This window comes from Citrobacter sp. CK206, assembly GCF_030333125.1.
GTDB classification, from domain to species: Bacteria; Pseudomonadota; Gammaproteobacteria; order Enterobacterales; family Enterobacteriaceae; genus Citrobacter_B; species Citrobacter_B koseri.
In genome coordinates, this window is the sequence record NZ_JAOWGM010000028.1 from 15,670 (window position 1) to 29,214 (window position 13,545).

A 13,545-nucleotide genomic window follows, 5' to 3' on the forward strand; every position below is an offset into this window, starting at 1 on the left:
CTTTAGAGTCCTGAAGTCAGCGAGATAAACAACGGCAGCGACAGGATACACAGGACCGAGCTTAACAGCAGCACGGCTTCTGCATCCGGCGACTGCACGCCAAAGCGATTACCGAACACCACGCCGAAGAAACCGGCAGACAGCGCAATCATCAGGATAGCGGTGATCGCCACCGAGCCATGCAGACCGAAAATCAGCACGATCCCCCAGGCAATCGCCGGTTGAATCAGCAGCTTGGCAATGGTGGAGGTAATAACCATCGTGTTGATCTGCAACTTACGCGCAGAAAGAATCACCCCGGTCAGGAACAGCGCCGCCGCAGTGGCAGACAGGCCCAGCGGTTTGATCGCCGCCAGCACCAGCTCCGGCATCTTGATACAGACAGCGGAGAGAATAACCCCCAGCAGCGGCCCCATCACGATCGGTTTCTTGATTGAACGCCACATCAGCACCGGCAGCATCGACAGGGTAGAACCCGAGTTGCCGCCTTCCGCACGCGCTTTCTCACGCTCCAGAATCAGCAGGCAGAACGGCGTCATCAGCACGGAACCGCAGGCGATGGAAACCGCGACGGAGAGCGACGTTGACGGCCCTTCGCCCAGCACGCTACCGAGAATCGGCAGGCCAAGCGCGGCATAGTTTGGCAGAGCGACGGTCAGGGTCAGCACGGCCGCATCCTGCGGTGATTTTTTAAATACCTTCGTTGCCAGAAAATAGATAGCGGCGTAGGTGATCCACATCGCCAGCGTCAGCACCAGAATCAGCGGCGACTGCGCGACAATACCCGTCCAGGGCGTTTGTACCGTGGCGCTAAACAGCGCAGCGGGGAGTGCAAAATCCATGACGAAAATGTTGAGCAGGGAAACATTCTTGTTATCAACCATTTTGGCCTTCCCGGCCCAGAACCCCAGCAACATGATGACAAAAATCGGTGCAAGAGCATGAACAATCACGTAAGTCATAAATCACCTGTAATGAATAAAAGAGTTAGCACGGACGCGATGATTATTATTTTCAGGATGCAGGTCGCCTCACGGACGCAACGGGCGCGCCCGTGGGGTTATGCATCTGGCAGGTCTCTTTTACTTACCAGCTCGCCCGCATGCGTTCGCGTACAAGAGCAGAACTACGACGATTGTCGGCACCCAGACGGTTTTTCAGCGTCGGCTCCTGACGAGCATCGCTGATGGCCTGTTGCAGAGTGGCCGTCACCAACGTCAGATCGTTTGCCGAAGGAGCATCTGGATTACTGATATCCAGCAGACTGGAGAGCAGTCCCAGCGTGGCGTAGTTACTGATGTCGTACGCCATCGGCGGAATAGTGGCCGCCAGTTTTTCCAGCGACTCGACGGTACGCAGGGTGATACGTGCCGCAGACTCTTTGCCCATCGCGTGGATCAGCACACCTTTGTCGTTGAAGGCAATCAGACGGTTGGCCTGATAACCGTGCGCCAGAAACGCGCCGGACATCGCCTTGCCGACGATAAGGCCAATCACCGGATGCCCTGCCAGACGCGCATTGGCATACGCCGCTGCCGCACCGGCCAGCGCCTGGTGAATACCAAATCCCTCTTCACGGCGACCGTAGGCCTGGCTGGGCACATCAATCACCGCCACGATCGGGCGCTTAACAGCGTTGTCAGCATCGGCAGCCACGGTTTCGCTGACCACTTTTGCAAGCGTCCAGCCTTCCAGCAGACCAACCTCGCCTTTTGCGGCGCGTGGGTAATGGTTGTTAGCATCCGGCACTACCGCGATAAAGCGCGCCGTTTCACCGTTCAGCTCACCGTCTGCGGCCTGCACGGAGGGGCACAGCCCTTCGAGCCGTCTGGCGTTCGGTACGAGGGCTTGCAGCCATAACTCGCCACGGCTTATTGCGTTACTCATCATTTCACCTCCCGGGCAAAGAGCGCGTTAATCTGTTCTGAATCGGCCTGTTTGCGGGTGTCGAAATGGCTCAGACGGTTCAGATAATCGTCGTAGTTATCGGTGCGGTGTTTTGCCGGAACGCCTTTCGCCAGCGCATCGTTCATCGCCGCTTTCACCGCGTTGACGCCATCGCCAACCAGCGCATCCACCAGCCCGCTTTGATAGCGCACTTCGCCACCGGTCATGCTCCAGATAAACGGGCGGTCACGGGAGTCATATTCTTCAATCCCGGCTTCCTGTTCGATAACCTGCGGGCCGTTCAGACCCAGACGCGCTTCGCGGGTGACAATCAGATAGCTACACAACGCAGCGGCGATAGACATCCCGCCGAAGCAGCCGACAGTCCCGGCCACAATGCCGACCACCGGGGTATAACGACGCAGGTCAACAATCGCCGCGTGGATGTCGGCAATCGCCGCCAGGCCGAGGTTGGCTTCCTGCAAACGCACGCCGCCGGTTTCCAGACTCAACACCGCCTGCGTCGGAATGCCGTTACGGTTATCTTCCGCCGCCAGCTCCAGCGCCGCCGCCATTTTAGCGCCGGACACTTCGCCCATGCTGCCGCCCTGGAATGCGCCCTCAATCGCCACAACCACCGCCGGTTTGCCGTTAATAGTGCCTTTCGCCACGACCATGCCGTCATCGGCCTGCGGCACGATGCCCTGCGCGCCCAGCCACGGCGACATCACGCCTTCAAACGGGTCGAGCAGTTCGCGGTAGCTGCCTTCATCCAGCAGCGCATGGGCGCGCTGACGCGCTTTTAATTCGATAAAACTGCGGTCATCACGCATAGCTCACCTCTTCAAATACCTGTTCGATACGAATGCGCGCTACGCCCGGCGTCGCGCCGAAGTCGTGGATGGTCAGTTTGCCTGCCGGCAGGCTGCTGACCGTTTGCAGACGGGTAAACAGCGCTTCCCAGCGGCTGCGGCTGTTATCGACGGAAGTGGTGATATCAATGGTTAACGTCTGGCCCTGGTCGGCGGTGAATAACACCTCCATATCCCCGGAGCCGACAATCCCTGCCAGCGCCCTGCCGCGTAATGCGCGGCTGGCTGGCACGGTCAATGTGATTTTTTCCATAACATCCTCTTAATGCTTTGAATAAGACGTTTCGACGCGATCGAGAAACAGGGTGGCGGCGAGCAAGTCCGCCGCGCCGCCCGGCGAGGCGTTCAGCGCCAGCATCTGACGGTCTAAACGGGCCAGCGCCTGCTCCCCTGCCGGGTGCGCACTGCCGCCCGCATGGAGAACGGCGCGCGCGCCGTGCTGCATGGCATCCAGCCCCTCCATCCCTGCGCGAGAAAGTACGCAGGTGTCGGTCAGCGAGGTCATGATGGCCATCAGCGCATCCAGCCGGGCGTGCATTTCGCTGCTGCCGTTCTGTCGGCTTAGCCGAAGCTGCGGCAACGCATGCTGCATAATGTGTGGAAACGCCTGCTGCGCTTCTTCTCTGGCGCCCGGTACGCGATAACGGTGGGTGGCGCGCAGCCCTTTACTGAAGACTTTCGGCGCGGCGTCATCCGGCAGTTTTGCCAGTTCAGCGGCGGTTGCCGTCACCTGCTGCGCCCTGCCCGCGCCGCCGTGCATCGCCACGGCGCTCACCAACAGCCCCAGCGCCCAAATCGCGCCACGGTGGGTGTTCACGCCACCCGTTGCCGCCATCATCTGCTGCTCGCCTTCGCGACCGAGTCGCCCTATGGTTTGTCTGAGCGCAATATCAGCCGGACGCCGCCAGCTTTGTTGCGCCAGCGCCTGAAACGTGGAGGTCAGGCTGTGCGCCGAGCGCTCCATCAGCGCAAGCGATAAATCGTGGTGCGCGCCGTTCCCCCGACTGTCCACCAGACCGGGTTTCGGGCTTAATCGTGCTTCGTCGATCAGACACTGCGTGGCGGTTCGCGCCAGCCATTCGGCGCCGCCTTCAACCTGAATCCGGGGCAGAAGTTTCATTACCAGCTCCGAAATTTCGCAGGTGGGTTGTAGAGACCCCCGGACCATTCCACCAGGTCGGCAACGCTACCGGCCGCCAGCAGAGAACGGGTGGCGTCGGTACGACGAATGCCCATATCTTCCGGGTAAACCACCTTGCCGCTCTGACGCAGTTCGGCGACGCGCCGGGCGTCTACGCCCAGACCGATGTCGGTGATACCGGCCACCGCCGCAACCATCGCGCGACGCTCCTCCAGACTTTCCGCCCGGTAGAGATAAGCGATACCTTCTTCGGTCAGAACGTGGGTCACGTCGTCGCCGTAGATCATCACCGGCGCCAGCGGCATACCGGAGGCTTTCGCCACGTCAACCGCATCCAGTTTTTCCACGAAAGTCGGTTTCACGCCTGCCTGGAAGGTTTCCACCATCTGCACCACCAGCTTTTTACCGCGCTGCATGGGGTCAGGTTCGGTGATCATGTTCAGCCAGGCCGGGGTAGCGTGACGGCGACCGTGCGGGTCGTGGCCCATGTTTGGCGCGCCGCCGAAGCCGGACAGACGACCGCGAGTCACCGTTGAGGAGTTAGCCAGGCCATCAACCTGCAACGTGGAGCCGATAAACATATCGACCGCGTACTGACCCGCCAGCTGACAGAAGGCACGGTTAGAACGCATGGAGCCGTCGGCGCCCGTAAAGAACACGTCAGGACGGGCGCGGATGTACTCCTCCATCCCCAGCTCGCCGCCGAAGCAGTGCACGCTTTCCACCCAGCCGCTTTCAATCGCCGGGATCAGCGTCGGATGCGGGTTCAGCGTCCAGTGTTTACAGATTTTGCCGCGCAGACCGAGTTGCTCGCCCCAGGTGGGCAGCAGCAGTTCAATAGCGGCGGTGTTGAAGCCGATACCGTGGTTCAGCGACTGCACCTGGTGCTCTGCGTAGATGCCTTTAATGGCCATCATCGCCATCAGGATATGTTCCTGTTTGATCAGGCGCGGGTCGCGAGTGAACAGCGGTTCGATAAAGAACGGCTTGTCGGCAACCACCACATAGTCGATCCACGAGCCCGGAATATCGACGCGCGGCAAGTCGCATTCGTCGTCCACCAGCTCATTCACCTGTGCGATAACGATGCCATCGTGGAACGCGGCGGCTTCCACCAGCGCCGGGGTATCTTCGGTACTCGGCCCGGTGTAGAGGTTGCCTTTGCGGTCAGCTTTGTAACCGGCAATCAGCGCCACGTTTGGCGCCAGATCGACGTAAAGACGGGAATAAAGCTCGATGTAGGTGTGGATGGCGCCAATTTCCAGCAGGCCATCTTCCAGCAGTTGCGAGATGCGCAGACTTTGGGTGCCGGAAAAAGAGAAGTCCAGCTTGCGGGCGATACCCTTTTCGAAGATATCGAGATGCTCGCTGCGCCCAACGCTTGGCATGATCATATGCAGGTCATGCACTATCTGCGGGTTGACCTCCGCCAGCATGCGGGACAGGAAATCTGCCTGCTTCTGGTTATTCCCTTCTAATACCACGCGGTCACCCGGCGCGATCAGTTTTTCCAGCATTGCGGTCAGGTCTGCGGTTGGCAGCACCTTGCCCTGCACCGGAACAGAAGCCAGACGCCGCTGCTTCTCGGTGCGGCGCGTGTTCCAGACTCGTGCTGGCGTTTGCCCAGATAACATTATTAACCTCCTGATTCAGCTAATCATTTTGATTGCTTAACACTGGAAAGAGTGTGCGCCCTGGTGAGAAAGTCATCAATTAAGCGTAGAGAGGAATCATTAGCCTGAGAGTAATAATTTGAGTAATGAATTGTGATTAAGATCAGCGTCAGGAAGGTGTAAATCCGCTCCCCCTGCCTCATTTTCATAAACACCAGGGGAAAGTGACGGTATAGTAGGCGGCAGATTTAAAAAAACATCGCATAATTTATGACTCAAATAACCTCCCCCGACCTTGATATCACCGGTCACGATAGTGCGGAGTTCGTGCCAATGCGCGGTATCCGCAACCGTCACCTGCAAACCATGCTGCCGCGACTCATCCGCCGCAAGGTGAAGTTCGATGCGCACTGGCAACGTCTGGAATTACCGGACGGCGATTTTATCGATCTGGCCTGGAGTGAAGATCCGCAGCACGCGAAGCACAAACCGCGTCTGGTGGTTTTTCACGGCCTGGAAGGCAGCCTGAACAGCCCGTACGCTCACGGGCTGATTGAAGCGGCGCAAAAGCGCGGCTGGCTGGGCGTGGTCATGCACTTTCGCGGCTGTAGCGGCGAACCGAACCGGCTGAACCGCATTTATCACTCCGGCGAAACGGAAGACGGCACCTGGTTTTTACACTGGCTACAGCGTGAGTTTGGCGCCGTCCCCACCGCCGCCGTCGGCTATTCGCTCGGCGGAAATATGCTGGCGTGTCTGCTGGCGAAAGAAGGCCGCGAGATCCCGATTGACGCGGCGGTCATCGTTTCCGCCCCCTTCGTGCTGGAAGCGTGCAGCTATCATATGGAAAAAGGGTTTTCCCGCGTTTATCAGCGCTATCTGCTCAATCTGCTGAAGGCCAACGCCGCGCGCAAGCTGGCGGCATACCCCGGCACACTGCCGATTAATCTGGCGCAGCTCAAATCCGTGCGCCGGCTCCGTGAATTTGACGATCTGATCACCGCGAAAATTCACGGCTTTGCCGACGCGATAGACTATTATCGTCAGTGTAGCGCCATGCCGATGCTCAACCAGATCGCCAAACCGACGCTCATCATCCACGCGAAAGACGATCCGTTTATGGATCATCATGTGATCCCGAAACCGGAAAATCTGCCGCCGCTGGTGGAGTATCAGCTCACCGAGCATGGCGGGCATGTTGGATTTATCGGCGGGACGCTGCGTCGCCCGGAAATGTGGCTGGAGTCGCGGATTCCCGACTGGCTGACAACGTATCTGGAGGCGTCATCATGATGATCCCCTGGCAAGAGCTGTCTTCTGAGACGCTGGACAATTTGATCGAAAGCTTTGTGTTGCGTGAAGGCACCGATTATGGTGAACATGAACGTTCGCTTGAGCAAAAGGTCGCCGACGTCAAACGACAGCTACAGTGCGGAGAGGCTGTTCTGGTGTGGTCTGAACTGCACGAGACGGTCAATATTATGCCGCGTGGACAGTTTCGCGAATAATCCGCCGCTGACGGCCGACTATACTAAAACTTTTGTTGATTCATGGAGTTGTTATGTCTGCCAAACATCCGGTGATTGCGGTAACAGGATCCAGCGGCGCGGGGACCACGACCACCAGCCTCGCGTTTCGAAAAATTTTCGCGCAGTTAAATCTGCGCGCAGCCGAGGTGGAAGGCGACAGTTTTCATCGTTACACACGCCCCGAAATGGATATGGCGATCCGCAAAGCGCGCGACGCCGGGCGGCATATCAGCTATTTCGGCCCTGAAGCCAACGACTTCAGCCTGCTGGAACAAACCTTTATTGAATACGGACAGACGGGCAAAGGCCAGGCGCGTAAGTATCTTCATACCTACGATGAGGCCGTGCCGTGGAATCAGGTGCCAGGGACGTTTACCCCGTGGCAGCCGCTGCCGGAACCCACCGATGTGCTGTTTTACGAAGGGCTGCACGGCGGCGTGGTAACGCCGCAGCATGATGTCGCGCGTCATGTCGATCTGCTGGTCGGCGTGGTGCCGATCGTCAACCTGGAGTGGATTCAAAAACTGATTCGCGATACCAGCGAGCGCGGCCACTCCCGCGAGGCGGTGATGGATTCCGTTGTCCGCTCAATGGATGACTACATTAATTTCATTACGCCGCAGTTTTCCCGCACCCACATTAACTTCCAGCGCGTGCCCACCGTCGACACCTCCAATCCCTTCGCCGCGAAAGGCATTCCTTCGCTGGACGAAAGTTTTGTGGTCATTCATTTCAGAAATCTGGAAGGGATTGATTTCCCGTGGCTGCTGGCGATGTTGCAGGGGTCGTTTATTTCCCATATCAATACGCTCGTGGTGCCGGGCGGCAAAATGGGGCTGGCGATGGAGCTGATCATGTTGCCGCTGGTTCAGCGACTGATGGAAGGGAAGAAGATCGAATAATCTGTTCGCTGTTTGCCGGATGGCGGCTGACGCCTTATCCGGCCTACAGGATGCGTTTGATATATGCCGGATGGCGGCTGGCACCTTATCCGGCCTACAGAGTGCGAATTCGTAGGCCTGATAAGCATAGCGCCATCAGGCAACCGGCATCACGCCGCAATCACTTCATATGAATGGGTAATATTCACCGCTTTTTCCAGCATTAGCGCCACTGAGCAATACTTCTCAGCCGAAAGATCGACCGCCCGCGCAACTGCCGCGTCTTTCAGGTCATTGCCGGTCACAATGAAATGCAGATTGATATGCGTAAACAGGCGCGGCGCTTCTTCACGACGTTCGGACGTCAGCTTCACTTCGCAATTCGTCACATCCTGACGCCCTTTCTGCAAAATAGAAACCACGTCGATTGCGCTACAACCGCCTGCGGCCATCAGCACCATTTCCATCGGGCTTGGCGCTTTATCACCGGAGTTGCCATCCATTAAAACCTGGTGGCCGGAGGCAGACTCTCCCAGAAAGGTTAACCCTTCAACCCACTTTACACGCGCTTGCATATTCGGAACTCCAATGTGTCAATTTTCCTGACAGATTACGCGCACATAACAAATCTCGCAACGGAAGGCGACCTGCGTCATGCTGAAGCGAGACACCAGGAGACACACGGCGAAAGCTATGCTAAAACAGTCGGGATGCTACAGTAATACATTGACGTACTGCATGTATGCAGAGGACATCACATTCAGGCTGCAGTACATTTTCGACAGCCCCCTTCCCAGGAATTCGGGAAACCTATTTTTGCAAACCCAGAGGCAGTGTCGTGTTCTGGCTCTGGAGACAGCTTATAACAGAGGATAACCGCGCATGGTGCTTGGCAAACCGCAAACAGACCCGACTCTCGAATGGTTCTTGTCTCATTGCCACATTCATAAGTACCCATCGAAGAGCACGCTGATTCACCAGGGTGAAAAAGCGGAAACGTTGTACTACATCGTTAAAGGCTCAGTGGCAGTGTTGATCAAAGATGAAGAAGGGAAAGAAATGATCCTTTCTTATCTGAATCAGGGCGATTTTATTGGCGAACTGGGCCTGTTTGAAGAGGGTCAGGAACGCAGTGCCTGGGTACGTGCCAAAACGGCCTGTGAAGTCGCTGAAATTTCTTACAAGAAATTCCGTCAGTTGATCCAGGTAAACCCGGATATTCTGATGCGCCTGTCTTCCCAGATGGCTCGCCGTCTGCAAGTGACATCTGAGAAAGTCGGTAACCTCGCCTTCCTCGACGTAACGGGCCGTATCGCTCAGACCCTGCTGAACCTGGCGAAACAACCTGACGCGATGACTCACCCGGATGGCATGCAGATCAAAATCACCCGTCAGGAGATCGGCCAGATCGTTGGCTGCTCCCGTGAAACCGTGGGGCGTATTCTGAAAATGCTCGAAGATCAGAATCTGATCTCCGCTCACGGTAAGACCATCGTCGTCTACGGCACACGTTAATCCCGTCGGAATGGCGCATTACCGGGTAATGCGCCATTTTTGTTTGCACCGATGTGGCGAAGACTGATTTACCATCCTGAGATCAACTACGCACTACGGCAAACGCTGGTGCTGTGCCTGCCTGTGGCTATCGGCCTGATCATCGGCCAGTTGCACCTGGGACTGCTGTTCTCGCTCGTTCCCGCCTGCTGCAACATTGCCGGTCTAGATACCCCGCATAAACGCTTTTTCAAACGCTTAATCATCGGCGGATCGCTGTTTGCCGGATGCAGCCTGATTACGCAACTGCTGCTGGCGCGCGACATCCCCCTGCCGCTGATCCTCACCGGGCTGACGCTGCTGCTCGGCGTCACGGCGGAAATCAGCCCACTGCATGCAAGACTGCTGCCCGCTTCACTGATTGCCGCCATTTTCACGCTAAGCCTGGCGGGGAACATGCCGGTCTGGGAGCCGCTGCTCATCTACGCGCTCGGCACGCTATGGTATGGGCTGTTTAACTGGTTCTGGTTCTGGCTGTGGCGCGAACAGCCGCTGCGCGAGTCGCTCAGCCTGCTGTATCGCGAGCTGGCCGACTATTGCGAGGCCAAATACAGCCTGCTCACGCAGCATATCGATCCAGAAAAAGCGCTGCCGCCTCTGCTGGTGCGCCAGCAGAAAGCGGTGGATCTCATTACCCTGTGTTACCAGCAGATGCACATGCTGTCGGCCCAGCACAATAATGACTACAAGCGCCTGCTGCGCGCCTTCCAGGAAGCGCTGGACTTACAGGAGCATATCTCCGTCAGTTTGCATCAGCCGGAGGAGGTTCAGAAGCTGGTGGAGCGCAGCCACGCGGAACAGGTTATTCGCTGGAATGCGCAAACCGTCGCTGCCCGCCTGCGCATCATCGCGGATGACATTCTGTATCACCGTCTGCCCAGCCGTTTTTCGATGGAGAAGCAGACTGGCGCGCTGGAAAAAATCGCCAATCAGCACCCGGAAAACCCTGTCGGGCAGTTTTGCTACTGGCACTTTAGCCGTATTGCCCGCGTATTACGCACTCAGCGTCCGCTGTACGCACGCGATCTGATGGCCGATAAACAGCGTCGCCTGCCGCTGCTGCCCGCGCTGAAAAGCTATTTATCGTTTAAATCGCCCGCGCTGCGCAACGCCGGGCGAATCAGCGTCATGTTAAGTATCGCCAGTCTGATGGGCAGCGCCTTACATCTGCCCAAGCCGTACTGGATTCTGATGACCATCCTGTTCGTCACGCAAAACGGCTACGGCGCGACGCGCGTACGCATTCTGCACCGTTCGGCGGGTACGCTGGCCGGTCTGGTGGTGGCGGGCGTCACGTTGCACTTTCGCATTCCTGAAGGCTACACGCTGGCATTAATGCTGATCATTACGCTGGTGAGCTATCTGACCATTCGCAAAAACTACGGCTGGGCGACGGTTGGTTTTACGGTGACGGCGGTCTATACCCTGCAACTGCTGACGCTCAACGGCGAACAGTTCATCGTGCCGCGATTTATTGATACGGTCATTGGCTGCCTGATTGCTTTTGGCGGAATGGTCTGGCTCTGGCCGCAGTGGCAAAGCGGCCTTTTGCGTAAGAATGCCCACGACGCGCTGGAAGCGGACCAGGAGGCCATTCGGCTGATCCTCAGCAACGACCCGCAGCCAACGCCGCTGGCGTATCAGCGAATGCGGGTGAACCAGGCGCACAATACGCTGTTTAACTCGCTGAATCAGGCGATGCAAGAACCGGGGTTTAACACGCACTATCTGGAAGATATGAAACTGTGGGTAACGCACAGCCAGTTTATCGTTGAGCACGTCAACGCCATGACCACGCTGGCGCGCGAGCATACGATGCTGACGCCGGATCTGGCGCAGCGCTATCTGGAATCCTGCGAAATTGCGCTCCAGCGCTGTCAGCAGCGGCTGGAGTATGACGCGCCGGGCGGTTCCGGGGATGTGAATATTCTGGAGTCATCGGAGATGCTCTCCCACGGGCCGCTCAGCACGCTGGAACAGCATCTGCAACGCGTGCTGGGGCACCTGAATACCATGCACACCATTTCGTCAGTGGCATGGCGCCAGCGCCCGCATCACGGCATCTGGCTTAGTCGCCGGTTACGGGATATGAAGGGTTGACGTTGTTTGCTGTTTGTTGTTTGCCGGATGGCGGCGCAAGCGCCTTATCCGGCCTACAGGGAAAACGCGATTTATAGGCCGGATAAGCGTAGCGCCATCCGGCAATCAGCCAGCCACTTTCGCCACCGCCTGCGCAAAACGCTGCATCCCTTCGTCAATATCCGCCTCTTCCACCACCAGCGACGGGGCAAAGCGCATGACATCCGGCCCGGCATTCAGCACCATAACGCCTTCATGCGCGCCAGCGTAAAGGAAATCCCGCGCCCGGCCTTTGTACTGCGGCTTCAGTTCCGCGCCAATCAACAGCCCCATACCGCGAATATCGCTGAAGATGTCATACTGCTCGTCAATCTTCTGCAAATGCTGAACAAACCGCTCGCGTTTAGTCTGAACGCCGCTCAGCACGTCAGACGTATTGATGATATCGAACGCGGCCCCGGCAACGGCGCAGGCCAACGGATTGCCGCCGTAGGTGGAACCGTGCGACCCAACGTGGAACGCGGACGCAATCTCCTGCGTGGTCAGCATAGCGCTGACCGGGAAGCCGCCGCCCAGCGCTTTCGCACTGGTAAGAATATCCGGCGTCACGCCGTAGTGCATATAGGCGAACAGATCGCCGGTGCGCCCCATACCGCACTGAACTTCATCAAACACCAGCAGCGCCTGATGCCGATCGCACAGCTCGCGCAGGCCTTGCAGAAACGCTGGCGTTGCGGCGGTGACGCCGCCTTCTCCCTGGATCGGCTCCACCACCACCGCGCAGGTATGGTCATCCATCACCGCTTTCACCGCGTGCAGGTCGTTGAAAGGAACATGGATGATATCCGCCGGTTTAGGGCCAAATCCGTCGGAATACTTCGGCTGACCACCAACGGAAACGGTAAACAGCGAGCGGCCATGAAAGGCGTTATGGAAGGCGATGATTTTGGTTTTAAACGGGCTATGACGCACGCAGGCATAGTGGCGCGCCAGTTTGAAGGCGGTTTCGTTGGCTTCGGTGCCGGAGTTCATAAACAGCACGCGCTCGGCGAAGGTCGCGTCGATAAGCTTACGCCCCAGACGTAGCGCAGGTTCGTTAGTAAAAACGTTGCTGGTGTGCCACAGCGTTTCACCCTGCGTTTTCAGCGCGTCCACCAGCGCCGGATGGCAATGCCCTAAGGCGGTAACTGCAATCCCACCCGCGAAATCAACGTACTCTTTACCCTGCTGATCCCAGACCCGGCTGCCCTTGCCTTTTACCGGAATAAACTCTGCCGGTGCATAAATCGGCAGGATAACTTCATCGAAAGTCGCGCGCGTAATTGCAGTTTGTTCAGTTGCCATCTTATGCCCATCCAGCTAAATGAAATTTCAGTCATAAAATATGCATAAAAAATCACTGGATAGCAACCACAAATCAGCGCGACAGGAAATTAGCCAACAGTTGATGTCCCTGCTCGCTCAGAATACTTTCCGGGTGGAACTGCACCCCTTCCACGTCCCACTCCCGGTGGCGAATCCCCATAATTTCCTGCGTGTCGCTCCAGGCAGTAACGTCAAAGCAGGCGGGAAGCGTTGCAGGATCGATCACCAGCGAGTGATAACGCGTGACGGTAAGCGGGTTCGATAGCCCCTGAAAAACGCCCTGGCCGTTATGGGTGACGGGAGAGGTTTTACCGTGCATCACTTTAGCCGCCCGCACGATCGTCGCACCAAAGGCCTGCGCCATCGCCTGGTGTCCAAGACAGACGCCGAGCATGGGAAGGCGTCCGGCATAATGGCGGATTACTGCCAGGGAGATGCCCGCGTCATCCGGCGTACAGGGCCCCGGCGAGATCACGATTTTTTGCGGATTCAGCGCGTCAATTTGCGCCAGCGTCAACGCGTCATTTCGCCTGACCAGGACATCAGCGCCCAGTTCGCAGAAATACTGATAAAGGTTCCAGGTAAACGAATCATAGTTGTCGATCAGCAGAATCATGGCGGCTC

At 57.5% G+C, this 13,545-nt stretch carries 14 protein-coding genes; 5 read left to right on the forward strand and 9 right to left on the reverse strand.

The window, feature by feature from the left end; all coding sequences use genetic code 11:
• Positions 1-2: 2 nt before the first annotated feature.
• From OGX81_RS12705 to mdcA, 6 genes are all read right to left on the reverse strand, one after another.
• Complete coding sequence (locus OGX81_RS12705) at positions 3-962, reverse strand: AEC family transporter (protein ID WP_104868108.1); 960 nt, start codon at positions 960-962, stop codon at positions 3-5.
• A 124-nt stretch (positions 963-1,086) separates the two neighbouring features.
• Entirely contained in the window at positions 1,087-1,887 is an 801-nt protein-coding gene (mdcE, locus tag OGX81_RS12710) for a biotin-independent malonate decarboxylase subunit gamma (RefSeq protein WP_071259392.1), read from the reverse strand.
• Positions 1,887-2,720 (reverse strand): biotin-independent malonate decarboxylase subunit beta, encoded by an 834-nt coding sequence (locus tag OGX81_RS12715; RefSeq protein ID WP_012135453.1) that lies wholly within the window; start codon positions 2,718-2,720, stop codon positions 1,887-1,889. Before OGX81_RS12715 ends, mdcE begins: the two co-directional genes overlap by 1 nt.
• Complete coding sequence (mdcC, locus tag OGX81_RS12720) at positions 2,713-3,012, reverse strand: malonate decarboxylase acyl carrier protein (RefSeq protein WP_104868107.1); 300 nt, start codon at positions 3,010-3,012, stop codon at positions 2,713-2,715. The genes OGX81_RS12715 and mdcC overlap by 8 nt, the downstream gene beginning before the upstream one ends.
• A gap of 9 nt (positions 3,013-3,021) precedes the next feature.
• Entirely contained in the window at positions 3,022-3,879 is an 858-nt protein-coding gene (locus tag OGX81_RS12725; protein WP_104868106.1) for a triphosphoribosyl-dephospho-CoA synthase, read from the reverse strand.
• Positions 3,879-5,534: a malonate decarboxylase subunit alpha gene (gene mdcA, locus OGX81_RS12730; RefSeq protein WP_047460778.1), complete on the reverse strand. Its 1,656-nt coding sequence runs from the start codon at positions 5,532-5,534 to the stop codon at positions 3,879-3,881. Before mdcA ends, OGX81_RS12725 begins: the two co-directional genes overlap by 1 nt.
• 249 nt (positions 5,535-5,783) lie before the next feature.
• On the opposite strand from mdcA, the gene OGX81_RS12735 reads away from it, so the two are divergent.
• From OGX81_RS12735 to OGX81_RS12745, 3 genes are read left to right on the forward strand one after another with little or no spacing between them, the layout of a single operon-like run.
• Entirely contained in the window at positions 5,784-6,806 is a 1,023-nt protein-coding gene (locus tag OGX81_RS12735) for a hydrolase (RefSeq protein ID WP_012135458.1), read from the forward strand.
• A complete protein-coding gene (locus tag OGX81_RS12740) occupies positions 6,803-7,021 on the forward strand; it encodes a YheU family protein (RefSeq protein ID WP_047460774.1) in 219 nt (72 codons plus the stop codon). The genes OGX81_RS12735 and OGX81_RS12740 overlap by 4 nt, the downstream gene beginning before the upstream one ends.
• A gap of 53 nt (positions 7,022-7,074) precedes the next feature.
• On the forward strand, positions 7,075-7,944 hold the full coding sequence (locus OGX81_RS12745) for a phosphoribulokinase (protein ID WP_012135460.1): 870 nt from the start codon (positions 7,075-7,077) through the stop codon (positions 7,942-7,944).
• 149 nt (positions 7,945-8,093) lie between these two features.
• On the opposite strand, the gene OGX81_RS12750 is transcribed toward OGX81_RS12745, so the two are convergent.
• Positions 8,094-8,498 carry an OsmC family protein gene (locus OGX81_RS12750; RefSeq protein WP_012135462.1) on the reverse strand — a complete coding sequence of 135 codons (405 nt, stop codon included), beginning with the start codon at positions 8,496-8,498 and terminating at the stop codon, positions 8,094-8,096.
• Between the two features lie 307 nt (positions 8,499-8,805).
• On the opposite strand from OGX81_RS12750, the gene crp reads away from it, so the two are divergent.
• Positions 8,806-9,438 carry a cAMP-activated global transcriptional regulator CRP gene (crp, locus tag OGX81_RS12755; RefSeq protein WP_000242758.1) on the forward strand — a complete coding sequence of 211 codons (633 nt, stop codon included), beginning with the start codon at positions 8,806-8,808 and terminating at the stop codon, positions 9,436-9,438.
• A 51-nt stretch (positions 9,439-9,489) separates the two neighbouring features.
• On the forward strand, positions 9,490-11,577 hold the full coding sequence (locus tag OGX81_RS12760) for a YccS/YhfK family putative transporter (protein WP_104868105.1): 2,088 nt from the start codon (positions 9,490-9,492) through the stop codon (positions 11,575-11,577).
• A 105-nt stretch (positions 11,578-11,682) separates the two neighbouring features.
• Here OGX81_RS12760 and argD read toward each other — a convergent pair whose 3' ends face one another.
• Both argD and pabA read right to left on the reverse strand, forming a co-directional pair.
• Complete coding sequence (argD, locus tag OGX81_RS12765; RefSeq protein WP_101744210.1) at positions 11,683-12,900, reverse strand: bifunctional acetylornithine/succinyldiaminopimelate transaminase; 1,218 nt, start codon at positions 12,898-12,900, stop codon at positions 11,683-11,685.
• A gap of 73 nt (positions 12,901-12,973) precedes the next feature.
• Positions 12,974-13,537, reverse strand: a complete 564-nt coding sequence (pabA, locus tag OGX81_RS12770) for an aminodeoxychorismate synthase component 2 (RefSeq protein WP_104868104.1) — start codon at positions 13,535-13,537, stop codon at positions 12,974-12,976.
• Positions 13,538-13,545 lie beyond the last annotated feature (8 nt).

Bases quoted from the DNA above. Each gene is read 5' to 3' on its own strand.
- OGX81_RS12750 (WP_012135462.1), bottom strand. From the start codon at position 8,498: ATGCAAGCGCGTGTAAAGTGGGTTGAAGGGTTAACCTTTCTGGGAGAG.
- OGX81_RS12740 (WP_047460774.1), top strand. From the start codon at position 6,803: ATGATGATCCCCTGGCAAGAGCTGTCTTCTGAGACGCTGGACAATTTG.
- mdcC (WP_104868107.1), bottom strand. From the start codon at position 3,012: ATGGAAAAAATCACATTGACCGTGCCAGCCAGCCGCGCATTACGCGGC.
- OGX81_RS12745 (WP_012135460.1), top strand. From the start codon at position 7,075: ATGTCTGCCAAACATCCGGTGATTGCGGTAACAGGATCCAGCGGCGCG.
- OGX81_RS12725 (WP_104868106.1), bottom strand. From the start codon at position 3,879: ATGAAACTTCTGCCCCGGATTCAGGTTGAAGGCGGCGCCGAATGGCTG.
- argD (WP_101744210.1), bottom strand. From the start codon at position 12,900: ATGGCAACTGAACAAACTGCAATTACGCGCGCGACTTTCGATGAAGTT.
- pabA (WP_104868104.1), bottom strand. From the start codon at position 13,537: ATGATTCTGCTGATCGACAACTATGATTCGTTTACCTGGAACCTTTAT.
- OGX81_RS12760 (WP_104868105.1), top strand. From the start codon at position 9,490: ATGTGGCGAAGACTGATTTACCATCCTGAGATCAACTACGCACTACGG.
- crp (WP_000242758.1), top strand. From the start codon at position 8,806: ATGGTGCTTGGCAAACCGCAAACAGACCCGACTCTCGAATGGTTCTTG.
- mdcA (WP_047460778.1), bottom strand. From the start codon at position 5,534: ATGTTATCTGGGCAAACGCCAGCACGAGTCTGGAACACGCGCCGCACC.
- OGX81_RS12735 (WP_012135458.1), top strand. From the start codon at position 5,784: ATGACTCAAATAACCTCCCCCGACCTTGATATCACCGGTCACGATAGT.
- OGX81_RS12705 (WP_104868108.1), bottom strand. From the start codon at position 962: ATGACTTACGTGATTGTTCATGCTCTTGCACCGATTTTTGTCATCATG.
- OGX81_RS12715 (WP_012135453.1), bottom strand. From the start codon at position 2,720: ATGCGTGATGACCGCAGTTTTATCGAATTAAAAGCGCGTCAGCGCGCC.
- mdcE (WP_071259392.1), bottom strand. From the start codon at position 1,887: ATGAGTAACGCAATAAGCCGTGGCGAGTTATGGCTGCAAGCCCTCGTA.